Below are 25,331 nucleotides of genomic sequence, written 5' to 3'. Positions count from 1 at the left end.
TTAGAAAAACAAAAAAAATGAAACCGCTCTTTTAGAAATAATCTAACTGTCAAAAAATATGGATAAAGTTCCTATATTGCGACGGATTTTTCAATGTAATAAACTAATACAGCCAAAAAACGGCTAACCCTGTAACACTAAGACCATGATAAACCCAAGACAATTTACCAGTTATAAAAAAGCTGGTTCTTCTGATACTGCTTCTGTTCAGTCTGACAGAATACTGACAAGCTATCCTACAGAAACTCTAGTTGAAAAAGATAAAAAATACAAGGAACAGAAGATTCTGATTCCTGAATTCTCCTTGCCAGGAAGTCTTGCAAAACCGGAACTGGAAGGATTAACTTTTCACTTTATGGCATTTCCGACGCTTTTTGAGTACGCAGATTTCAGATTAATCGATGGAAATAAATATGAGTTGCTGGGCTTTAATGGTAAGCCTGTTCCTGAGCTTACTTCTGAATTGATAGATTTGTATACCGAAGCCATGCAGGTTTATTTTGAGCAAAATAGTGAACCTTCAGTATATAGCGAGAAGGATACCTTTTATCATAAAGAAGATATAACATTACTTACAGGGAAAGTGAAGTGGGATTTCAGTACCTATCTGAGGCAGACCACAGAGGTGGAAAATGAAAGCCTTTATGAACTTGAAAAAGAAGGAGAACTTGAATATGAGGAATTTGATGAAGATTTCAATTATACCACCGATTATGATCTGCCTGTTTTCAAAGACGAAAACGGAAATACTTTAGAATTTGTATGCCGTTTGTATGCACCAAATTTTCCGGGTTCACATTACCTTTTTTATTCAAGGGAAACACAACTTGTCCGTCAGTTTTCTAAGTCTCCGAGAAGGCAAGAGCATCAGATTTATTTTAACAGACTCGAAAATCCTGATCCGAGTATAGATGTTTTAGAAGAAATTTCAGATCCGTCGAAAGTTTTTACCGATCCATCTTACTTCCATCAGATGGTTCTATTACCTAAATACAGTTTTCCGGGGTCCATTGCCCATAAAAAATATACTGATCTGAGGTTTCATTTTGTGATTGTGCCGGTTTTTAATACCTGGGTAGATTTCAGATTAACTGAAGATAATATCTATGAAGTATTGTGTTTTGATGATCAGTTACCAGGAGATTTTACACCTGAGTTTATCAAAAGGTGTGAGGATAATATAGATACCTATTTTGAAGAAATTCCAGAAAAAACACGTTATTTTATTGCATCTGATACGGAGATGGGATATGATTCATTACTGTTAAGCACTGGTACGGAACCTATCTGGGATCAAGCAGATTATATGCGTGAGAAAACAGAAGAAGAAATCCAGGCCGATTATGATGCTAATCATATGAATATATTAAGCGATCCTTTTCAGGATAGAGACTATGTAACCGATTATGATGCACCGGAACTGAAGGACGAAAACGGAGATACCATGGTGTTTATTGCCCAATTGTACGAAGGGATACTGTTCGGAAGCTATTATCTGTATTATTCTCCAAAAACAAGGTTGGTTCGACAGTTTTTTCAATGTACTTAATAAAAAATTGTCGCTCATTGTTTTTAACCCTCACTAAGAGAAATTGCTGCTGAAATATCAGAAGAAATGATATTCCGATCATTGAATGAGATCCATATTTAAATAGTATCACCAGAAATTGAAAACAGGCCAAATGAAAGAAGACCAAGTAAACATAACACCGAAAACGGACGAAGAAATTAAGCAGATTCTAGGTATAAATCCAGAAGAGAATTATAATAAATCATATTTAAAACTCAAAGACTTAATAATCGATGATTTTTCCTGGTTTTTACCCTATCTCGATAAGATAAGAACAGTAGACCTCAAGAACTGCACTCTTACCAATTTTTCCGAATTATTAAAATTAAATAGCTCTTATTTCAATTTTGATAATGTAACATTCAAAAATTCGGACTGTAATATAATAAGCGAGTTTCCATATGAAATGCGCTTTTCCAATATGAGTTTTGATGCTGCCTGTCTGAATGGCCTTCAGATGTCAGGACCAAAGAAAGGGTTCAAGCATCTTTTCATTAATAATTGTCATATCGAAAACATTCAGGAAATAAGTAATATAGAGGGCTTGTATTCATTACATCTCGATAAGATAACTTTCACCTGTCATCCTAAAAAAATAAAGGAGAAATCAATCCGCATGATCCATATTGCCAACTCGCAGTTTGAAGATATTTCTTTTATACCTTTTAAAAAATCGGTAGAAGACATTGAGTTCATAAACTGTCAGATAGGAAGTATTACAGGGCTTTCGGAGTTTAAGAAGCTTGAAGAAATTGAGATGGATACGAATACTACCATTGAAAAGAGATATGAACTGGAAAATCCCTTTGACAGAAAAATAATCTGTCATTTTGTTCAGGCGGAAAAGCCATTCAGTTTAAAAAATGTAATAGCCATCAGAAATTATATCAATCAACTGCATTTTACCAATTTTAAAGAAAAAACCATTGAGGATCTCGGGGAATTTGAAAAGGTAAATAAGCTTTCATTGGATGACTCTACATTTTATGTGGATGCTTTTTTACCCATTGCAAAGCAGATTAAAAGCGTAAATGTTAGTGATTCTGTTATCAAAAAACAGAACTATTTTAGCGATTTTCCTAATTTGACCTGTTTTGAACTATCATACCATGGAGAAAGTAATATAAAGTCTCGAAATTTTTCAAAACTGCTTCCGTTAAAAAATCAGCTGAAAGAGCTGGATTTTTTTGAATTTGTGGAAATACCGGCAATCTATCCAATTGAACAGTTTACGGCTCTGGAAACTTTAGAAATAGGGAGTGAAGTTTCTGTACAAACTGCTGAATCTATCATGAAACTTAAAAAATTAAAAAAACTATCTGTAAGTACTGAAAAAACTAAGACAATTTTTGATGTAGGAAATTTAAAAAAGTTGGAATTTTTAATTTTTAACTCAAGAGCACGTTTTACAGGGTTTGAACATTTAAAACGCTTAAAGTCACTGGAAATCATCAATGACAGGATATTTGATGTTAAAACACTTCCCAAAATGAAATCCTTAAAAAGATTGCGGTTTTCTGCCTATAATTGTAAAGTGAAGGGGCTGAGTCGATTTCCTAATTTAGAATTTCTGAAACTTCAAGGGGTAAAAGAGCTACAATTGAAAGACTTGAAAAAGCTAAAAGTTCTGGATCTGCAAAATAGTGAAATTAAAGACTTTTCTTCATTCGGAAATTTACCTTCCCTTGAAAAATTAGATGTCTCAGTTCTTCAAAATAAGATTAATTTAAAAGGAATATCGAAATTTCCTAATTTGAAATGGCTGACATTCTCGGAAAGTATGGAGCTTGATGATATTTCCGGTTTAGAACCATTAAAAAAATTAGAACGTCTGGATTTATTACATACAAGAGTTACAGACGTACGGGTGTTGAGCTCTTTACCTAGTTTAAAAGAAGTAAATATAGCCGTATGGGATGCGGATGTAGATCTTGAATCGCAGCTGGACCGCCCGGAAATAGCTATTTATTGTGGATTGCCAACAAGGAATTTATGTATTTGGGAAAGAGACGAGTTTGGGATTTAAAAACTTTATTTTTTACTTATGAAAACCTTGCCATTAAGCAGACTCTAAGTTTTAGAATAAAGTACTATTTGAATATAATAACTACGATTTAGGTCATCACTCACTGCAAAGTCTCCGGACGCTTAGAGAAAATCATTTGAAAACTATTCCGCTGCATACCGGTTGTGAACATACAAAGTCTACCCTGATTTTACCCAGGGCAGACTCATATGGAGATAAGTAGCTTACTTATTTTGGATATACTGATGCGATAAATTGTTTGTCTGTAGGAGATAAAACAGTATTATTTCCCACACTGAATCCGTTTGTAGTCAGCGTTGAACTGATGCTATAATGCATAATTGATAATTTATCGTAAGTGCTATACTGTGTTTGAGAAGTTGAGTATTTTGCAAAAAGGTTATTATCTACCTGAGCTTGAGACCAGTAGTTTGGAGCTCCTGCATAATAGGCATATACTTTTGGCTTATCCCATGGAATAGCTGCTAGAGGATGCTGATGCTCATGGATCATTCCCAGAGCATGTCCGAATTCGTGGATGGTTGTTCTGCTGAATTCTGAATCACTTGTTGAATCATTAAACCAGCCGAAGTTCATTGTTTCCTTATTGGAAGCTATACTAAGAGCATCTTTTCCTATATATGAATAAGAGCCTGCGTTAGCAGTGAAGGTAACACGGATTTGTGCTGTTCCACTGGTGATAAAGTTAAATTTGATGTTGGCATATTGAGACCATTCATTAGCATATTGCATCACTTTGTTACGAACTTTAGTGGTTCCTCCATTAAGACTTACAGTGATTACGCTGCCATTAGGCCATTTTTTACTGGTAACGACTGCTCCTTTTGAAGCTGTTCCGGGAATATAATCCTGCCCGGGAAGATAAACATCTTTACACATTTGTGTTTTTTCAAAACCGGCAGGGATATCTGCCTGGGGTATAGCTTGCAATGCTGAGAGTGTTTGTTGTTCTTGTGGGTTTTTTTCTTCTACATTATCATTTGTAGTATTACATGATACTATAGCCATTGAAATAAATGATCCCAATAAGATCTTCTTGTGTAATTCCATAATGTGGGTGTTTTTTGGTGATTAATGTTTTTTTAGACTATAGGAAATATGGATAACCTATTGTGTTGAAATTAAAAATAAAATAAAAAACAAAACACCCTCTGTTTTTCTTTTGTAAATTAATATTGGACTGGTTCTACATAGATACTACATTTAACTGAATAGCCCTTCTATAAAAGGGTTTGATAGATGCAAAATCTTATAATTTTAATTGTATAGTATTCAATATTGACATCATTATCCGGTATATTATACAAAATTGAGTAGGTATAATGGCTGAAAACCTCACTGAATTAATCCCTTTTTTGTTAATTTCTGTCTCCAAAAATCAAAATTGAGTGATTTAAGTGCGGGAATATCTCATGGGTGTGAGTTGCATTTGAAAGCTTGATTAAATTAAATACAGTAATTTGTTGAGTATCCTTTTGTAATTTATTTAAATATTGCGACAGTTTCTGTCGCAGTCGCATTGTAGCTTTGTATGAGAATGATATGAAATGACAAATATTGATAGAAATATCATCATGTTTAGAAGTATTATATGCTAAATCATATTGTCGTGATTTAAAAAAAGTTAAATTTGCGAAAATTTGAAAACTAATCATTAAACTCAAAACAACACGGGAATGAAAAAGATTTATCTCAGTGCATGTACTGTATGCACAATTCTTGGCGTATCTGCCCAGAATGTTCTCTGGCAGAAAGATGTCAAGTCCTCTACTCAGGATTTCCTTAGCCAGGTCACTACCACTATCGATCAGCAGTATCTTATCACAGGAAGCTCTATACAAAGCAACAAACAGCAAACTTCAGGAAGTAAACAAAACAATGGCTATGATTTCCATCTGGTTAAACTTAATCAGCAAGGAGAAGAAGCCTGGGAAAAGTATTTCTCAGGAAACAATCACGATTATTTATCTGCAACAGTCAGCACTCAGGAGGGAGGATTTCTTTTAGCAGGAACCTCATACTCTGGAAAAGGACTGGATAAGAAAGAAGATTCCAAAGGAGGTTCAGATATCTGGCTGATCCGAATCAGTGAATCCGGAGATGAAATCTGGCAGAAAACATTAGGAACCTCTTCCGATGAAGAAGCTAAAGCAGTCATTCAAAGTACAGATTTAGGCTTTTTTGTAGCCGGGAATGTACAAAACTCTTCCCAAGGGTATGGCTCCAAAGATGTCTGGATCACCAGACTCGATAAAGACGGAAAAGAACTCTCTCAATTGATAGTAGGTGGAAAAGGTTTGGATGAAGTAGAGAAAATGATTCCCACAAAAGATGGTGGAGCCCTATTGGGGATTTATTCAAGGAGCTCCGAGGTGAAGAATTTGGAGGTAAGAAATCCTGAAAGTAAATCTTCAGATGAAAGATCTGTCAGTTCAACAGCCATTAGCCAGACGCCAAAAGCCAGCAGCAACTTCGGTGAAGGAGATTACTGGATTATCAAACTGGATAAAAACGGAAAAGTAGAATGGGAAAAAAACTATGGTGGAAAAGGAGATGACCATATCAGAACCCTGTCTTTGACCTCAAATGGCTATATCATCGGCGGTGAATCCCGATCCGAAAGATCAGGAAACAAGACTGTTGGAATTGAAGAAGGAACCGATCTGTGGCTGATTTCTTTAAATGAAAAAGGTGATGAACAGTGGCAGAAATCCTACAATTTCAAAAACCGTGATATTCTGATGGGAGCCAGTGTGATCCGTTCAGGAGACGACAAATCCTCGAAAGGAATTCTGTTAGGCGGTTACACCCAGGCAGAAGGAAGAATAGAAAAAGATGATGAGACCTTCTGGATGATCTACCTGGATGGTAATGGAAATGAACAGTGGCGAAAACATGTAACAGGAGAATCCAGACAGAAAGAAGAAAGACTTTCAGATTTGAAACTCAACAGAGACGGTTCTATTATTCTGGCAGGAACCAGTGCCAAAGAATTAGGGAAAGAAAACTGGAAGATTGTAAAGCTTGGTGATAAACAGGTAAATGATCTGATTGAAAAATATGATATCAAGATCTATCCGAATCCTGTATCTGATTATGCTTATATAGAAATAGGTTTTGATTTTAAAGAAGCTGATATTATGCTGTATGATATGAGCGGAAGACAGCTTCAAAATTTGAAAACAAAGAACAGAGTGACTAAGATTAATACCCAGGCTTTGGTGCAGGGAGCTTATCTGGTTACCATAAAAACTGATACTAATAAAACAGCGAATGCTAAATTAATTAAGAAATAAAACACGTATGAAAAGAATATTTTTAATATTAATATTACTCTTTAACTGGAGTTGGTCACAAACTTCATCTACTCAAAGAAACTTTGGGGATACTTCGGCTCCTGTGCCATCGGTTTCTTCTATGGCGTCTTATGTCAATACACCGGTCTCATTATCCACTGGAGTTCCTGATATATCCCTTCCATTATTTTCATTGCCCACAGGAAATCAAAACCTGAATCTTTCAGTGAGTTTAAACTATCACGTATATAACTCCGGACCCAATAAAAGAGGAACTGAAGTAGGTATCGGATGGTCAATGATTAAAGGAGGGGTCATTTCTAAAGAAAATGTTAATGATCCTGATGAGAAATATCAGGATGCAAGTAAATATGATTACAAAAAAAATAAGTTTGATGATATTTATTATTATAATTTCCCTGGGAATTCAGGGAAATTCAAGATTGTAAGAGATACTATCAATAATACATTTACAGTAAATAATATCTCAGGAAATAATCTTAAAATAGAATATACAAGAGATTCTAACCCTGCAACACTTATCCTGAATTCATTTACAATAACTGATACTAAGGGTTTTAAATATGTTTTTAGTGATTATAGTATTGCCCGATTTGATGTTAGATACAGTAGTGGATTTAACTACAGATCCGCTTTTTATTTAACTAAGATTGTAGATGAAAGTAATACTGAGATAGCCAATTTTACCTATGAAAAAAAGAGTAAATATGTTGGCTATCAGTCACTTGTTCTGCTGTATCAATATTGTAAATTGGAAACCATATCTACAAGATATGGTAAAATAACTTTTGAAAACGTGTTTGATCAGGATGTTGAGACATTTGATAAAAATGAAGATCCTTATAAGATAAAAACGATTTCACAATGGAATAAGTCTTCACATTTGATTTCTAAGTACAGCTTTGATTATTGGAATAGTAATCTTAAATACTTGATTAAATTGGATAAAAGCCTTAAGGAAATAGAAAAGCGAACGTTTGACTATAGTAGTGAATCGTTAAACAATTACGGACCCTTATCCGATCCTAATAAATACGGGGATTATGTGTGCACCGATACCAGACCAATAAATCCTAAATATTTTGTCTCTGCTTTAAAGAGTATGACACTGCCAGAAGGAGGGCAGGTCGAATATAATTTTGAAGCAGGAGAAATCTATGCAAATAAGGTTAATTCTCAATTTTCTGATGATTATATTGGAGAACCCAATCATCAATATTTAAAGGTCGTAGATAGCATTAATTTTGACACCCATACTACTCGTAATTATACCTTTCAGGTTCCAAAGAAAAAAATGTACCGTGTGATTTTTAATGCTGATGAAACCTATGTTATTAAAAATATGCATGGGGATATTATTATCCCGCCAACTTATGAGCTCTTTAATTCTGCAGGACAGAAGTTGGTTGAGTATCAAAAACGATGTCCTTGGATAGAAAATTATGATCTGCCTACAGGTACTTATACCATTAAAATCAGTGGAAATGGTAATGGGTCACTCACTAATTATGCCGTTTTCAATACTGATGGCCCTATTAGAAATAGTTATTATGTAAAAATTCCGCGTATAAAAAGTATAAAATATTATGATGCTAATAAAATAGTAAAGAAAACAATTACTTATAACTACGACCTTTTTACAGATTCCAATTCTTCAAGTGGGAAGATGTTCTATAACGAAACATGCACCCATGGGGAAGATATTGATTATGATGATAGATATATAATCTATACAAATGTCAAGGAAATTTATGGAGAACCTTCCAGTAACTTGGGATATACCAAACATTATTTTAAAACGCTTGATGACTACATTCTGAATAATCAATCGTGGTACAGGCCTTACTACAACATGGTGTCTTCAGGGGTTAAGATGAAAATGGAGACTTTTAATAAGCAAAATCAATTGTTATCAGATGAAAATATGGACTATGTATTTGATGAAATTAATGGAGTAAATGAATATATGGTATGTCCTGGTTATAAATCAAAGGCATCTTGGTTAAAATCATCCAAAACGGTATCCAATACTTACTACAGCAATGGAACAAAACTGCAAAATATATCAGAATCTACATTTAATCCATCCAATTTTCAGCTGTCAACCATGAAAGAAACTGCTCCAGATGGGAAAATTACTGAAAAGAAAATACAATATGCCGGAGATCTGAACAACACCCGACTTATCAATGCCAATATGATTTCTGTTCCATTGCAGACGAATGTAAAAGTGAACGGAATTCTTGTAGGTAAAACAGAAACAAAGTATGATGCTGCTTCATCTCTGCATCCTTCGTCCGTAACAAGCTTTAATACACAGAACCAAAATCAGGTCACAGAAGGGTATATGGAGCAGTATGATGATAAAGGAAATCTGCTTCAGGCACGCGGAAAAGATAATGTTCCGGTTACTACCATTTGGGGATATTACCAAACATACCCTATTGCAAAGATTGAAGGGCTTTCCTTTAATCAGGTATCAGTATTGCAATCTGTTATAGCTGCTGTATCAGCCTCCAATGCTGATGCAGACAATCCTGATAATGAAGCAGTTTTATTACAGGCTTTGGAGAATATGCGTAAAGATCCTGCCCTTAAAGATTATGTTATGACCACCTCTACTTATGATCCGATGATAGGGGTTACCAACAGTATTTCACCTAACGGAATGAAAACAACTTATGTTTATGATGCATTCAACAGGCTGATAAAAATAATGGACGGAAACGGTAAGACAGTCAGTGAATATCAGTATAACTATAGGCATTAATGATTTTCCGATGATTGTATATAAGACAATTACAGAGATCATGTTTCACAATTTATGATGATTATCAACTATGAAAAAATATTTAAATATACTGGGTATTGTGTTGGCTTTGGGATATTCTCAGGCCCAGACATTAAATACCACGACTACAGAGAACTATACCTATGTCAAGAATTGTCTTGATGAAAACTGTGTCAAAAAAACAGAGACTGTCCAATATTTTGATGGGCTGGGAAGAAATACCCAACTTGTGGATATTGCAGCCACTCCGTCGGGAAAGGATATAGTTACCCATATAGAATATGATGATTTCGGGAGAATAAATAAAGAATACCTTCCTGTTCCGCAAACGGCTACACAGTCTGGTGCGAAGTATACATCACCGCTGGCTAATGCTCCGGGGATCTATGGTGCTGAAAAAATTTACTCTGAAAAACAGATGGAAAGCTCTCCTTTAAGCAGAGTTAATAAAGTGATTCCGATTGGAAATGACTGGACTTCGCATCCGGTTCAGATAGAATACAGTGCCAACATGAATGGAGAAGTAAAAAAGTATGCGGTATCTAATTCGTGGAGTGATAGCGCTACTGTTTCTGCTGTGACTGAAAATGGAACCTACGCGAATAATCAATTGATAAAAACTACGGTTACTGATGGTGATGGAAATATAACCGTTGAGTTTAAAAATACAGCAGGACAGCTCATTCTAACCCGTAAAAATGATGGAACCCAGAATATAGATACCTATTATGTGTACAATGATTACGGACAGTTGATTCTGGTAATTCCTCCATTGGCCTCTGTTGTTTCCTTGGATGGAACGGTAAAGGATAATCTTTGCTATCAATATCGATACGACGGATCAGGAAGGCTTGTAGAAAAAAAGCTGCCTGGAAAAGGCTGGGAGTATATGGTGTATGATAAAGCCGACAGACTGGTCTTGACCCAGGATGCAGCAATGGCATTGAAGGGCAAGTGGTTCATTACAAAATATGATGTTCTGGGAAGAGTTGCCTATACAGGTATTGTGGTATCAACCGCAAAAAGATCTGTTTTACAGGATCTGATTAAAGACCTGATTATTACAGAACCTCGAAGCACGCAGGGATTCACCAAAAGTGGGATGACGGTTTATTATGTCAATAATTATTTTATGGTGGATACGGAATCTATTCTAAGTGTTAATTACTATGATACTTATCCTTCTGGGATTCCGGCTGTTCCTACACAAATCATGGGACAAAATACTATCAAGGACGACCTTACTGCTTCTCTGAATACCAAAAATCTTCCTACGGCTTCTTATGTAAAGAATATCGAAAATGATGACTGGACCAAAACCTGGAACTGGTATGATTCCAAATCCAGAGTGGTGGCTACCAATTCTATTAACCACCTGGGAGGCTATACCAAGACAGAATTGGAGCTTGATTTTATAGGATTAACGAAGCAGTCTAAAGTATATCATAAAAGACTGGATACTGATGCCGAACAAGTGATCACACAGACTTTTACCTATGATGCTCAAAACAGATTACTTGTTCACAAACATAAAATCAATGATAAGCCTGAAGAAATTTTATCCAGAAATGAATACAATGAACTTTCTCAGCTCAAAAATAAAAAGGTGGGTGGTATCGATATCGCTAATCCGCTTCAAAGTATAGATTATACCTATAATATCCAAGGTGGGCTTTCCAAAATAAATGACCCTGCAAATCTTGGGAGCAAGCTTTTTGGTTATGAAATAAAATATGTAACCCCTCAAAATCCGAATGTTGCTCCCGGAAAATACAATGGAAATATTGCGGAAATAGATTGGAAAAATGCATCAGAAGGTATATTGAAACGTTATAATTACAGCTATGATCAGGTAAACAGGCTTCGGGATGCTGTATATTCTGAGCCGAACTCAACGACTCCCTTCAATAATACTTTTAATGAAAGGGTGACGTATGATATGAACGGAAATATAAAAACATTGAAAAGAAATGCTATCCCAATTTCCGGCAGCACTACAGTAACACAAGTGGATGATCTTGACTATCAGTATACAGGAAACCGATTGAATCAGGTAAAAGAATACGCATTAAACGATACCGGTTATGAAGGAGGAGATAATATGATTGATTATGACTCAAACGGGAATATGATCAATATGAAGGATAAAGGGATTCAATCTATTGTTTATAATCATCTGAATCTTCCTCAGAGATTATCCATTGTTCAAACATCTGATTTTGGGACCTATTCTTATAGTCTGGATTACCTTTACCGTGCAGATGGAACTAAGCTTAGAAAAACTTATTTTAAACAGGGAGGGCGAAGAGGAGAAACTCCTGTTGCAAAGATTACGGATTATCTGGATGGTTTTCAGTATCGTTATTTTGAGGGAGGCGGGATCTGTCTGACCTGCCGTACAGAATCTGCTTTTGAAGAACAGGCTTATACAAATAGAGGCACAATCTTTCCTGATTCTGATTTAACACCAGCGTGGAAACTGGATTTTGTGCCCACTGCCGAAGGTTTTTACAGTTATGCAGAAAACCGCTATATTTACCAGTATAAAGACCACCTTGGAAATACCAGGGTAAGTTTTGCTAAAAACAGCGAAGGCGCTCTTGAGATTACCGATACTAATAATTATTATCCTTTTGGGATGAATCATATCCAGGGATCATTAGGAACGTCTAAGTTTGGAAGCCATTATTCTTATAAATATAATGGTAAAGAGCTTCAGGAAACGGGAATGTATGATTATGGGGCAAGATTTTATATGTCGGACATTGGAAGATGGGGAGTGGTGGATCCTCTGGCAGAGATCTCCCGTAGATTTTCTCCATATAATTATGGATTAAATAATCCGATAATGTTCATTGACCCTGATGGCAGAAAGGCATTGGTTAACGATTATCAGGCAATGCAGGCAGAGTATACAGGTTTTATTGAAAGCCAGGGAAATGGAGTCATGGGGCAAATGCTGAGCGGTGGTGGAAGGTTGAGTACAAGCTTCTATCCTGGAAATTTAGGTGGGAATACCAATTTTGGTGGGAGTGCCACCTTTGGCCAGACTCAGGCTTATAAAGATTTAGTCTCAGTATTCGCTAATGGAGGAGAGTATTCACTGCGTAGCCATAATGGTTATATGAGTTGGTGGACAGGAGGTGCAGAAGGAGATGCAAATACATCACAGGAAATGGTGGCGCATATGCTGAAGCTATCTAACTCTGATATCCCGGAAATTAAGCAGCCCTCTCATTACTTACCTGGTCAGGAAGGTTTTGATTGGGGACATGTAGGAAATACTATGACTGCCGGAGGAATTGCCTATTACGCTTTAGAAAAAAGTATTTACAGTAAGTATCATTGGGTAGACGCAAAAGGTATTGTTAAATCTACCAAAATTTTAGAAAAAGGAGCCAATGGTAAATTTGTAAGAGGAGTGCAAGGGCTTAGAAACGGCTATACAGCAGCTGGAAAAGCAACTTCTGCGTATTCTATAGCAGGAAAAGTTGTAGGGGGTGTAGGAATGTTTGTAACAGGTTATCAATATTTAGATGGACAAATTACAGGAACAGAAGCTAGTGTTGACTTGGCAATGGGAGCTATTGGTTTTACTGGCTGGGGTGCACCTATTAGCCTTGCATATTTTGGAGGAAAATTCATATATGAATATTCAACAGGAGAATCATTGTTTGAGAAACCGCAAAAAAACTAAAACAAATAATGAAAGCATATTATTATTTATTATTTAGAATTTATAGATATTATAAAGATAAGCAGAATGAGAACGAATTTCAGGCATTATTTAGTGCGACTATTGTTAGTACAGTATTGACTAGTTTTGTTATATTATTTTTCCATGGATTAGCTAACTATTTCAATTTATTACCGATGTATCCCAATAAATTTTATGCTATAATGTTTTTTATATTTATTGGATTAATAAATTATTATTTCGTTGTTAGAAAAAAGAAATTTTTAAGCTTTAATTTTCACAAAGATAAAAAGGGAGGAATATATATTATTACGTTTATTATTGCTTTAAGTGTTTCATTTATTATACTTGCTAATATTAATCGTGAAAAAATATTCAAAGAGAGAAGAGAAAACCCGTCGATAGAACAAATCGAAAGACGACCTTCTTTAGAGGGTAAAATAAGAAAATGGTTTGAAGAAACATTCTAATAATATTTTAATTATCGTAATCAGAGTATTGATATAATACTCTGATTTTTATTTAAATAGCCTGTAACGGGCTATTATTCTTGCTTATTTCGGAGGAAAATTTTTTATATGAATATTCAACTGGTAATTATTTATTCCCCAAACTGGGAGAAAATTAAAATTTAAATGAAAACATATTATTATTATTATTATTATTATTTGTTCAGAATTTATAGATACTATAAAGATAAGCAGAATGAGAATGAATTTCAGGCATTATTTAGTGCTACAGCAATTAGTACAACGATTATAAGTATTAATGTAATAACTATAATAGGTTTAATAAGTTTTTTTTATAACATACAATTAATTGCATCAACCAAATATATTGTAATTAGTATGTTATTGATTGGTATTCTCAATCACCTTTTATTTGTTAGAACAAAAAGATTTTTACAATATAATTTTCAAAAAGATAAAAACGGAGGTGTCTTAATAAGAACATACCTTATTATTTCTGCCTTCTTAACATTTATTGTGGGACACTACAATCGTGAAAAAATATTTGAAGAAAGAAGAAAAAATCCTACCATAGAAAATACAGGAAACAGAAAATCATTAATAGGAGATATTGTAAAATGGTTTGAAGAGAATAATTTATGAATATTTATAAGTATGTAAAATTAGAGTATTGTATTACCTAATTTAAGTAACAATCTTCTATCTAGCTTAGGAAGCTATAATGCCTACAATGCCCCTTTGATGGCGTGAGCATCATGCTTGTGCTTTCAACAGTAAAATAATAAAGAAACCATTGCCGATCATGCAATGGTTTTCTTCTATTAAATTAGAAAATAATTATATATTACCAGTATAAAGACCACCTTGGAAATACCAGGGTAAGTTTTGCTAAAAACAGCGAAGGAGCTCCTGAAATTATCGATACCAATAATTATTATCCATTTGGGATGAATCATATCCAGGGATCATTGGGAACGTCTAAGTTTGGAAGCCATTATTCTTATAAATATAATGGTAAAGAGCTTCAGGAAACGGGAATGTATGATTATGGGGCAAGATTTTATATGTCGGACATTGGAAGATGGGGAGTTGCCGATCCTCTGGCAGAGATCTCCCGTAGATTTTCTCCATATAATTATGGATTAAATAATCCGATAATGTTCATTGACCCTGATGGCAGAAAGGCATTGGTTAACGATTATCAGGCAATGCAGGCAGAGTATACAGGTTTTATTGAAAGCCAGGGAAATGGAGTCATGGGGCAAATGCTGGGCGGTGGCGGAAGATTAACTACAAGCTATTATCCTGGGAATTTAGGTAGTGGAGGAAGTGGGGCTTTCGGAGGTCTTACAGCAAACACACCTTCAAGTGTTAACAATCTGATGAGTTATTTTAATTCTAATGGCTCCACATCCAATTCTATAGATTATTTATTTAATAATTATAAAAGTGGATACATAACTTGGTGGACAGGAGGAGCAGAAGGAAATGCAAATACAGCACAGGAGATGGTGGCGCATATGTTGAAGCTTGTAGAGAATGCTTCGAATGATGGGTATGGTACTACTGGAAAAGCTAATTGGTTCATTGGAGCTGCTGGAACTGGAATTGATACATTTGTGAATAGATTTTACATAGGAACGGCAAGACCTAATGCACCTGTAAATTTTTTAGGAAGTAAATTTTACGGTAACGGGAGTACTTTTATTAAAGCAGCATCTATTGCAAAAGCTATTGGTGGATTTTCTTTTGGATTAGCTGTTTTATTGGATTATGGAGCTCTCGAAAGAGGTGAGATATCTGAGAATAAATTTTATTTTAATACAGCAATGGGAGCTTATGGTTTAACTCCTGTGGGAGCTATACCAGCGATGTTTTACTTTGGTATAGATGCTTTCTATCCAGGTGGATGGATGGGTAATGCAGAGCATCCTGGAGCAATAAAAGATACAGAAAGAAGACAAACACAATTTGACAGTATTATCAATACCAATTCAGGAATGCCTAGACAATATATTTTCCCTTATGGTTCTCAAAAATTTTAAAAATGAAGAAAGCATATTATTACTTTTTCTATAAATTATACAAAATAATGTTATGGACATCATCACCTTTTGAAAATTTCTTCAGTAAGTTTAGAGCAAGCTTGGCGCTTATAGCTCTTGAACTTTGGATTATTTTCACAATTCGGAATTATTATCACATTGTCAGTAATAATAATCCGAAACTAAGCTCTAATCTACCACTATATGTAATAGCAATTCTTATTATAGCTTCAAATTATATATCAATTGATTATTATAATAATATATGGGAAAAATATAAAGATGAGTTTGATAAATTACCTAAGAAAAAAAATATAGTTGGAGGAATTATTGTTTGGGGAATCATCTTATTTATAACGGTGAATTTTTTTGTTTCAATACATTATTTATATCAAAAATTTTATGGCACAATAAAATGAAAAAAGCCTATTATTACTTTTTCTATAAATTATATAAGATAATGTTACAAATATCATATCCATTTGGTGATTTTTTTAGTAATTTCAGGGCGGGTTTGGTAATAATTGCTCTTGAAATATGGTTGTGCATTTCTATTTACGGTTATTTAAGTATTTTTCTTGGTAGAAAAATTAGCTTATCAATTACAGAGCCTTCAGGATTTATCCCTTATGCTATAATTGTCAGTTCGAACATATATTTTTTTAGTTCTCCTAATAAATGGAAATCTTACTTTGAAGAGTTTGAAAAATTGCCGAAACGAAAGAATTTAATAGGTGGAATAATAGTCTGGAGTATTATAGTATTAATTATTTTTAATTTCATTTTCTCAGTAAATCTGATGAAAAGTATGATTGGATAAGAAATGTAAAAAATGAAAAAAGCCTATTATTACTTTTTCTATAAATTATACAAAATAATGTTATGGACATCATCACCTTTTGAAAATTTCTTCAGTAAGTTTAGGGCAAGCTTGGCGCTTATAGCTCTTGAATTTTGGATTATTTTCACAATTCAAAATTGTTACGAAATACCCCGCTGCACAAAGTCTCTGGACTTTGAGCTTCTTATTAACGTTGGATCTCAATAACTTTACAAATCTGAATCAGAGTAGAAAAATTTTCTGCTCTGATTTTCTTCTATATTAAGCGTTATATTTACAGTACAATGACCACCTTGGAAATACCAGGGTAAGTTTTGCTAAAAACAGCGAAGGAGCTCCTGAAATTATCGATACCAATAATTATTATCCTTTTGGGATGAATCATATCCAGGGATCATTAGGAACGTCTAAGTTTGGAAGCCATTATTCTTATAAATATAATGGTAAAGAGCTTCAGGAAACGGGAATGTATGATTATGGGGCAAGATTTTATATGTCGGACATTGGAAGATGGGGAGTGGTGGATCCTCTGGCAGAGATCTCCCGTAGATTTTCTGGATTAAATAATCCGATAATGTTCATTGACCCTGATGGCAGAAAGACACTCCCTTATGATTATCAGGCAATGCAGGCAGAGTATACAGGTTTTATTGAAAGCCAAGGCGGTGGTGTAATGGGGCAAATGCTGAGCGGTGGTGGAAGATTGAGTACAAGCTATTATCCAGGAAATTTGGGTGGTGGAGAAAGTCGCACTGGCGGTCCCACTCCTAAAAGCGAAACAGGTCCCGGAGTTATAAAAAGATTTATAAGTTGGCTGTTTGGAGGGAAGAAAAAAGCAGGAAGGCTAGAAGTTGGGCAAGTGGAGAGGGTTCCAATGAGCTATGGACAAACAGCATTGTTTGGACTTATTAGAAATGCTAATGTAAACGCCAATGGTGAAAGCCCATTAGAGGAGTACAGAGCCTACCGAGATTATCCGTTGTACCACGAGGGGGAAAGTTGGCTGGATAGATTTGCCAGAAATGTGAACAGTTCTCATATGGAGATACTACAAGATGAAGGAAGCGGTGGCGGATTAATGTATGGCGGTTTTGGAAGAGTTGCAAATGCTGCGGATGCGGCAGAAAATTTAGTAAAAATAGGAACAATTGAAGATGATATAATGATCTTTACAGCTAGAATTGGAGATGAAGTAGTTGAAGGTATAACAAATTTTTCGGTTAAAAATGATAAGCTATATTTAAATCAAATGCATCTTCAAGGTTCTTCAGCTGGAAAAGTTGGGCGTAGTTCATTATGGAATCTAGCAAAAGATTTAGGAAAACAATATAATGTACAAGAAGTGGTAATTCAAGGAGGAAGGAGAACAACTGGGAAATATATAGGACAAGTTCCATCACCAATAACAATTAAAGTAGATTAAGCTATGGTAAAAGTAATATTAGAAAGTTGGCGCGAAGGACTTGAAAAAGTTTCGTTAACAAAATTACAAATTGAAAAATTAAAGATGTCCTTAAAAGAGTCTAAGAGCAATGTTGATTCTCTTTTAAATAATGAAAAAGTTGTTTTAGAAATTGACAATGTTAATTTAGCAAAGGAATTTTATGAGGAAGCTGAGAAAATAGGAGTTAATTGTAGACTTATATTAAATGCATAATATGGGTCATGTATCAGATTTAGTGATGCAAGATTTTAAATAATTAATATACAGAAATTAAAACAAAACACGAGCAGAATAATCTGCTCGTGTTTATTTTTATATTATTAGTTTCGTTTCCAACTTGGAAACGAAACAAGCTATAGCGAAGCAATATTTTTAAATTTAAGCGCCCGAATGAATCCGTCTACTACAGAAAGCAGATGTTTTTTATTTTCAGGATCAAGCTTTTCAATATCGTTGAAACGGTTGAGCACTGCAGGATCTTTAAAAATGTTTACCTGTTCCGTTTCTCCCAAAATATACCCAACGGTAGTTTCTAAAATCCTTGCGATATTTTTTGCCAATTCAATAAAAGGAATCATCTCATCACGTTCGTACTTCCCGATTACAGAATAAGATGTATTTAAAAGCGCTGCCAAATCTTTCTTAGAAAGATTTTTAGTTTCTCTGCATTCTCTTAATTTTTTGCCGAAAGTATCCATTGTTTATATCTTTTAAGGTGTTAAACCACTATATTTTAATGAAAAAGGAATTATAGGTAATTCAAGTTTTGTAAGTGTTGGTTTCATTAAATGGACGGATGTCACTTCAATTGAAAAAAATCATATAGCATCAACAAGTTTTTTGCTTATAAATGTTAAAATTCAGAGTGTTACATTAATAATTCAAAAGGTATAAAATCAAAATTACTTAAAGCAAATTATAGATCTTATGGTACTCCCATATCAATATCATCCAATTTTGTGAATTGCAATTTTACTCAATTAGAAGATATGATATTAAGTAGTTTTGAAAAATACAGAATGAATAAATGATTTTGGACTAACAAGATATAACAAAGAAACCATTGCCGATCATGCAATGGTTTTCTTCAATTAAATTAGAAAATAATTATATATTACCAGTATAAAGACCACCTTGGAAATACCAGGGTAAGTTTTGCTAAAAACAGCGAAGGCGCTCTTGAGATTACTGATACTAATAATTATTATCCTTTTGGGATGAATCATATCCAGGGATCATTAGGAATTTCTAATTTCGGAAGCCATTATTCTTATAAATATAATGGTAAAGAGCTTCAGGAAACGGGAATGTATGATTATGGGGCGAGATTTTATATGCCTGATATTGGAAGATGGGGAGTTGCCGATCCTCTGGCAGAGATCTCCCGTAGATTTTCTCCATATAATTATGGATTAAATAATCCGATAATGTTCATTGACCCTGATGGCAGAAAGATACTTCCTTATGATTATCAGGCAATGCAGGCAGAGTATACGGGTTTTATTGAAAGCCAGGGTGGTGGTGTAATGGGACAAATGCTGAGCGGTGGCGGAAGGTTGAGTACAAGCTTCTACCCTGGGAATTTAGGTGGGAATACCAATTTTGGTGGTGGAAGTACCGGAATGACTTTTACAGATCCGTCGATGACTGCTTTTATACAACAAGGAGCTTCACAGCCTGGTTTTGTTAATGGCTTATTTTCTTTGGTTGAGCAATTAAAAAATGCTGGATTTAAAGATCCGGCTAATACTAAGGCTAAATTTGAGGACGCATCTAAAATTTCAAAAATAAGTGCTATAAGTGATCTTGTATCAATTCTAAATTATGTTGCTAAACAGCCTATCGGATCAAATGTCTTTTTTGAAAAAACAAATAGTTGGATGATAGACGGACAATCGAGGGGCTATAAAATATTACTTAATGTGGATAACATAGATAGTATATTAGAACTTGCATATGTAATTGGCCATGAAACCAATCATTCTATAACGGATTATTTTAGAAGTACTTTTTATGAAACTGTTGGGTCGAATGGACCTATGGGACGGAATGCCCTTGGTTATTTTACAGAATTAATATCCTATTCGTGGGAAGAAAAATGGGGAAATACCAGAAAAAATATGAGTGCCAGCGATTACACTTATTATATGCATGGACCAAATTCTCCATCTGAATTACTGCGACATAATCAAAATGAAGTAGATCTAATTAATAAGAATATGAAAACATTACTTAATCTCTATAATAAATTTATAACAATTCCAAAATAGCATCGAATGAAAAAAATAATAATATCTATAATATTCTTTTTATATGGAATGTTTTCCGCACAGATTGATTTAAAAATTAATTTTTTAAATGAAAAAAAATCGACAATAATTATATCAATGGTTAATCAAACAAATGATTATTATGTTATTCCTTTTGATAAAAAAGGATTTAAAGCTTATAATCCTGATGAAGTTTGTAGTAATCTTAAAAGTCTAGAGTATTCTTATAGTTTTTTTGCTCCTACATTATTTTTTAAAGATATTGATAATGATAGTATTATGGAGCCTTTGATTGGTAATTTTCATATAGATAGGTTAAGCGAGAAAAATCTTGAAAGATTAAAAAAAGAAGAATTGAAAGCAAAAGATAAAATTTTTAATTGGAAAGAAAAAAACTCCTTCAGCAATAATGAAGATGCGATAAGAAATTTATATCTGAACGAAAACCTAATTACCTTATCACCAAAAGAAAAATTGGATATTAAAATTGAAATGGATATTTATAATATTAAAAGGGGAAATACATATTTGTATGATTACTATACTTTAACAAATAATAAAAAATATAACTTATCAATTAATTTATGTGCTGACGAAAGTATTTATAATTATTTAACAAAAAAACAAAAAAAACATTTAGAAAAATACAAGTTTTTTACTGGAAAATTAGTGAGTAACACATTAACTTATATTTATAAAAATTAAAGTTTTGGATTATAATCTGTGAGCAATAATAAAAACCCACCGCTTTTGCGGTGGATTTTGTATATGGTGGAGATCGAAACCTTCATTTTGGCAATCAATTGGAAACTTTTTTAGCCGTATTTTTGGAGGAAATAAAGGAGCAGGCATTACAACTTTTTTGCCAGGAGCTACCGTTACAAGAACCATACAAGTGGGTGAAGTAATACCTATAAGTGAAGCAGTTTTCACTTGGGAGGAAGTTATGGCAGCAGTAGGATCGCTTCGTGGGGGTGTTTGGGGATTACCATTAATGTTGACTGGAGATAGTGGATTTGCTCCTAATTCGAAACCTTTAACAATACCTGCAGATATACCAATAACGACAACGGGTGAACCGGAATCAACTATTACTCTATACAGAGGGGTTTCTTCGAAAGCTAAAGGTTCTATGTATTTTGAAGCAATGCAAGGAATTGCGATACCTGCAGGATTTCGACAGGTTGCTACAACATGGGGATCTCATAGAGATATGGAAGCTCATGCTGGAGGAGATAATCTTAGTATTTGGACTAGTTGGAGTAGTGATATAAATGTTGCAAGAGATTTTGCCATAGGAAATGCATTTTATAGAAAAGGAGTTCCTGGTATTATTATGTCTAAAAGCTTTACAGTGGGACATGTTGTTCCCAATCCTTTTACTTTAGATGAGTCCGAATGGCTTGTGCCTGGAGTTACATATGGAGCAAAAGTTCAATACGTTTTACCAAGATCAAAATAAATTATTACTATGTTAGAAACTGAAAATATATTTAGCTTAATAAAAAAAGAAAGACAAATGCTAGGTGATTTTAAAAACTATAAAATTAAAATCAGTAATAGCGATAATTTTGAAAGGGAGAACTTAATAGGTGTGTATAAAATTAGACAATATACTGCCAAAAGAAATGATAATAATATATTATCAGACGAAATAGGCAATTTAATATTAGGTTTAGAAAATTATTCAAAAAGCAAACTAAGGTTTGTGAGTATACTCGGAGAAAAGTATTATGGAATGTTTTTTCTTAGTGAGAATTGGGATAAAGTTGTTGGATATTTAGAACGTGAAATTGATGAAGGTGAATTCACCAATATGAATTCAATTGAATAAAACTACCCCGCTGCGCATTCTATGACACGAAGCAAATAAAAAAAGGTAAAATTTAAGATGCAAATTTATAAGTATTAATATAAGGAGTTTGTCTTTCTATTACGGCGAATCCCCTGCTTATAAGTTTGCATCTAATATTGTTTAAAATAAGCATAGGATTTTTACCTTTTTGTTTCTTTTTGTAATAGTATTCTTTTATTTGAATGTCATATTTAATAGCTGTCAATGCACACATCTGTACTAAAGATTTCATTTTTTATCCGCAAGATGATTCACTTTTGTTCTTTCTTTATACTTGAACCCGAGGAGTATTGAAAAGGAAGTGCCCCAGAAATAGCAAGCTAATTTTCTCCAGTTTCTAAATGCTGTAAAACCTTTTGTAGCAATGATAAAATAGAGACATGTCTGTTCACAAGCTGCCGCACGAATCCTTTCGTATGGCATTTTTTAATAGATTACTTCCCTTAAGTAATCCATTTCATATCTTTATCTAAAACATAGCATGAGTAAAAATGACAAATATAACAGAGAGTAATTATTCTAAGGAAAAAATATCTTGAATAAGAATACAATTTAAAATGTTTAATTTATTCTTTTTTAACCACATGAAAGGATTCATTCGGTAGTAAGGGGTATTCGGTGCACAAAAAATCAGTCCATGGAATAGAGGAATCTGGACACCATATATAAAATAAAATTGATAAAAATGAATGATAAAATAATAAATGATCTATATGATATAAGATGTTATTTAGATCAGGTTGTTGATTATATTAAACAAATTAAAGGTCAAAAAGACATTTTTAATATATCTTTTGTAGAAACCAGACAACATTTGTATGATATTTATAATGACAGATTAGATTATAGTATTCATACAAAACATTATTTTGATGGACACGGAGAAGTTGTGAAACGAATGAAAAATTCAGATTTAGAAAATGTTAGACTATCTGTTATTGATGGGGAGAAAAAAAGTTGTTCTATTTTTAGCAATGAAGATTTTAGCATAATCTTAGGGATGATTTTTTATGATAATTATGAAAGATGGAACGTAGTTAATCTACTGACTGAAACTCCTTCGCTGGCACAAGCATCATCTAGAGCTTTCAATTATAAAATAATAAAGAAACCATTGTTGATTTTGCAATGGTTTTCTTCTATTAGATTAGAAAATAATTATATATTACCAGTATAAAGACCACCTTGGAAATACCAGGGTAAGCTTTGCTAAAAACAGCGAAGGAGTTCCTGAAATTATCGATACCAATAATTATTATCCTTTTGGGATGAATCATATCCAGGGATCATTAGGAACGTCTAAGTTTGGAAGCCATTATTCTTATAAATATAATGGTAAAGAGCTTCAGGAAACGGGAATGTATGATTATGGGGCAAGATTTTATATGCCGGATATTGGAAGATGGGGAGTTGCCGATCCTCTGGCAGAGATCTCCCGTAGATTTTCTCCATATAATTATGGATTAAATAATCCGATAATGTTCATTGACCCTGATGGCAGAAAGGCATTGGTTAACGATTATCAGGCAATGCAGGCAGAGTATACAGGTTTTATTGAAAGCCAGGGAAATGGAGTCATGGGGCAAATGCTGGGCGGTGGCGGAAGATTGACAACGAGCTATTATCCTGGGAATTTAGATGGTGGTGGAAGTGGGGCTTTCGGAGCTCTTACAGCAAACACACCTTCAAGTGTTAACAATCTGATGAGTTATTTTAATTCTAATGGCTCCACATCCAATTCTATAGATTATTTATTTAATAATTATAAAAGTGGATACATAACTTGGTGGACAGGAGGAGCAGAAGGAAATGCAAATACAGCACAGGAGATGGTGGCGCATATGTTGAATCTTAATGGATCAGACGTTCCGGAGATCAGACAGTCTTATTATAATTTTAATCCTTACAAACCGGACAATACACCGGAATGGTATTCTACAGGAGGACGTGGAAATTGGGGGTTGGGAGTTGTTGGGACAGCTGTAGAAAAAATATCAGGTGAAGCTAGAGTAACAAGTGTTGGATCAACAATTAAGTTGTATCGTCCTAATGCTAATGGTAATGTTTTTATAAAAAATGCATATACAAAAACAATAGGATTAAAAGGTGTTGGTGAAATGGTGGGTAAAGGTTCTTTTTGGTTAGGTGTTGCAATGGATGCAAGAGGTGTTTATAATTATTACTATAATCCAGAATCAACCAACAAAGTACATCCTGCAAAAGCTGGTTTGAATACAGCTATAGGAGCCTATGGAACTTGGATAAATCCAGCTGCAGGAATATTATATTTTGGTGTTGATGCTTTTTATCCTGGAGGATGGGAAGGTTATGGGAATGACTACCAAAGTATACAGTCTGACAATGCAGCGATTATGCCAGGGTTTATAACCGCTCCTTATGGTTCACAAAAATTTTAAACAATGTTGATAAAAAAAGCATACCAATATTTATTTTATAAATTCTATAAAATGTCTGCTTCTGCTCCTTCAAAATGGTGGAGTGAAGGTAAGGCTAGTATGGCAATAGGAGTATTAGAAATATGGACAATCATATCTATTCTGATTTATTATAAGATTCTTATTGACCCATCATCAAATATTATGGGAACTACTATCGTATGGTTTATAATCATTATAGCTATAACAATAAGTGATTATTTTATTTTTCATTATAAGAATAGATGGAAAAATATTATTTCGGAGTTTGATAAACTACCAAATAAAAAGAATATACTAGGAAGCTGGATTGTATTTGGAATAGTATTAATAATTATTGGAAATTTCATTTTTTCATTTTATTGTTTAGATCAACAAGCAAGAAAAGATCAGGTCGGCCCCTATGCTCCAGAAATTGTAGCAAAAGAGAGAAGAGAAGATTCTCTACAGAAAGCTAAGCAAATAGAAAATCTAAAAAAAATATATGGTGAAGATAAAGAACAGAAATAATTTACGATACTAATAATAAATAGAGCATTGTTCTTTCAA

Annotated in this window: 21 protein-coding genes; 19 read left to right on the top strand and 2 right to left on the bottom strand. The window is 33.9% G+C overall.

Annotated features, from left to right (window positions below):
* Positions 1–145: 145 nt before the first annotated feature.
* Both M2372_RS00500 and M2372_RS00495 read left to right on the top strand, forming a co-directional pair.
* A complete protein-coding gene (locus tag M2372_RS00500; protein ID WP_123318819.1) occupies positions 146–1,549 on the top strand; it encodes a hypothetical protein in 1,404 nt (467 codons plus the stop codon).
* A 133-nt stretch (positions 1,550–1,682) separates the two neighbouring features.
* On the top strand, positions 1,683–3,596 hold the full coding sequence (locus M2372_RS00495) for a hypothetical protein (protein ID WP_123318820.1): 1,914 nt from the start codon (positions 1,683–1,685) through the stop codon (positions 3,594–3,596).
* A gap of 228 nt (positions 3,597–3,824) precedes the next feature.
* On the opposite strand, the gene M2372_RS00490 is transcribed toward M2372_RS00495, so the two are convergent.
* Complete coding sequence (locus M2372_RS00490) at positions 3,825–4,667, bottom strand: M12 family metallopeptidase (RefSeq protein WP_123318821.1); 843 nt, start codon at positions 4,665–4,667, stop codon at positions 3,825–3,827.
* A gap of 626 nt (positions 4,668–5,293) precedes the next feature.
* Between M2372_RS00490 and M2372_RS00485 the strand changes: the two genes are divergently transcribed.
* The 10 genes from M2372_RS00485 to M2372_RS00440 all read left to right on the top strand — a co-directional run bounded on the left by M2372_RS00485 (position 5,294) and on the right by M2372_RS00440 (position 18,435).
* Entirely contained in the window at positions 5,294–6,913 is a 1,620-nt protein-coding gene (locus M2372_RS00485; protein WP_123318823.1) for a T9SS type A sorting domain-containing protein, read from the top strand.
* Positions 6,914–6,920: 7 nt separating this feature from the next.
* Entirely contained in the window at positions 6,921–9,704 is a 2,784-nt protein-coding gene (locus M2372_RS00480; protein ID WP_148060736.1) for an RHS repeat protein, read from the top strand.
* A 70-nt stretch (positions 9,705–9,774) separates the two neighbouring features.
* A complete protein-coding gene (locus M2372_RS00475) occupies positions 9,775–13,422 on the top strand; it encodes a DUF6443 domain-containing protein (protein WP_228455664.1) in 3,648 nt (1,215 codons plus the stop codon).
* Between the two features lie 8 nt (positions 13,423–13,430).
* Positions 13,431–13,892 (top strand): hypothetical protein, encoded by a 462-nt coding sequence (locus M2372_RS00470; protein ID WP_123318825.1) that lies wholly within the window; start codon positions 13,431–13,433, stop codon positions 13,890–13,892.
* A 165-nt stretch (positions 13,893–14,057) separates the two neighbouring features.
* Positions 14,058–14,534 (top strand): hypothetical protein, encoded by a 477-nt coding sequence (locus M2372_RS00465; protein ID WP_123318826.1) that lies wholly within the window; start codon positions 14,058–14,060, stop codon positions 14,532–14,534.
* A 191-nt stretch (positions 14,535–14,725) separates the two neighbouring features.
* The gene (locus M2372_RS25505; RefSeq protein WP_185018769.1) at positions 14,726–15,937 is read left to right on the top strand and encodes an RHS repeat-associated core domain-containing protein; all 1,212 of its coding nucleotides are present in this window, start codon (positions 14,726–14,728) and stop codon (positions 15,935–15,937) included.
* A 2-nt stretch (positions 15,938–15,939) separates the two neighbouring features.
* A complete protein-coding gene (locus tag M2372_RS00455) occupies positions 15,940–16,356 on the top strand; it encodes a hypothetical protein (protein ID WP_123318827.1) in 417 nt (138 codons plus the stop codon).
* On the top strand, positions 16,353–16,757 hold the full coding sequence (locus M2372_RS00450) for a hypothetical protein (RefSeq protein ID WP_123318828.1): 405 nt from the start codon (positions 16,353–16,355) through the stop codon (positions 16,755–16,757). The genes M2372_RS00455 and M2372_RS00450 overlap by 4 nt, the downstream gene beginning before the upstream one ends.
* A 364-nt stretch (positions 16,758–17,121) precedes the next feature.
* Complete coding sequence (locus M2372_RS25560) at positions 17,122–18,201, top strand: RHS repeat-associated core domain-containing protein (RefSeq protein ID WP_123318829.1); 1,080 nt, start codon at positions 17,122–17,124, stop codon at positions 18,199–18,201.
* Positions 18,202–18,204: 3 nt separating this feature from the next.
* On the top strand, positions 18,205–18,435 hold the full coding sequence (locus tag M2372_RS00440; RefSeq protein WP_123318830.1) for a hypothetical protein: 231 nt from the start codon (positions 18,205–18,207) through the stop codon (positions 18,433–18,435).
* 140 nt (positions 18,436–18,575) lie between these two features.
* On the opposite strand, the gene M2372_RS00435 is transcribed toward M2372_RS00440, so the two are convergent.
* Positions 18,576–18,920 (bottom strand): helix-turn-helix domain-containing protein, encoded by a 345-nt coding sequence (locus M2372_RS00435; RefSeq protein WP_123318831.1) that lies wholly within the window; start codon positions 18,918–18,920, stop codon positions 18,576–18,578.
* 405 nt (positions 18,921–19,325) lie between these two features.
* Here M2372_RS00435 and M2372_RS25500 point away from each other — a divergent pair, with 405 nt between their 5' ends.
* From M2372_RS25500 to M2372_RS00400, 7 genes are all read left to right on the top strand, one after another.
* Positions 19,326–20,492: an RHS repeat domain-containing protein gene (locus M2372_RS25500; RefSeq protein WP_123318832.1), complete on the top strand. Its 1,167-nt coding sequence runs from the start codon at positions 19,326–19,328 to the stop codon at positions 20,490–20,492.
* A gap of 6 nt (positions 20,493–20,498) precedes the next feature.
* Complete coding sequence (locus tag M2372_RS00425; RefSeq protein WP_148060737.1) at positions 20,499–21,197, top strand: hypothetical protein; 699 nt, start codon at positions 20,499–20,501, stop codon at positions 21,195–21,197.
* A 157-nt stretch (positions 21,198–21,354) separates the two neighbouring features.
* A complete protein-coding gene (locus tag M2372_RS00420; protein WP_123318834.1) occupies positions 21,355–21,954 on the top strand; it encodes a hypothetical protein in 600 nt (199 codons plus the stop codon).
* A gap of 9 nt (positions 21,955–21,963) precedes the next feature.
* Positions 21,964–22,326 carry an enoyl-CoA hydratase gene (locus M2372_RS00415; RefSeq protein ID WP_123318835.1) on the top strand — a complete coding sequence of 121 codons (363 nt, stop codon included), beginning with the start codon at positions 21,964–21,966 and terminating at the stop codon, positions 22,324–22,326.
* A 706-nt stretch (positions 22,327–23,032) separates the two neighbouring features.
* Complete coding sequence (locus tag M2372_RS00410) at positions 23,033–23,524, top strand: hypothetical protein (protein WP_123318838.1); 492 nt, start codon at positions 23,033–23,035, stop codon at positions 23,522–23,524.
* On the top strand, positions 23,502–24,764 hold the full coding sequence (locus tag M2372_RS25495) for an RHS repeat-associated core domain-containing protein (RefSeq protein WP_123318839.1): 1,263 nt from the start codon (positions 23,502–23,504) through the stop codon (positions 24,762–24,764). Before M2372_RS00410 ends, M2372_RS25495 begins: the two co-directional genes overlap by 23 nt.
* Positions 24,765–24,767: 3 nt before the next feature.
* On the top strand, positions 24,768–25,292 hold the full coding sequence (locus M2372_RS00400) for a hypothetical protein (protein ID WP_123318840.1): 525 nt from the start codon (positions 24,768–24,770) through the stop codon (positions 25,290–25,292).
* The last annotated feature ends 39 nt before the right edge of the window (positions 25,293–25,331 follow it).

The organism is Chryseobacterium sp. BIGb0232, assembly GCF_024810195.1.
In the GTDB taxonomy this organism is placed as follows: Bacteria; Bacteroidota; Bacteroidia; order Flavobacteriales; family Weeksellaceae; genus Chryseobacterium; species Chryseobacterium pennae.
Note: the sequence above shows the minus strand (reverse complement) of the source record. Positions and strands in the feature narration are given on the sequence as shown.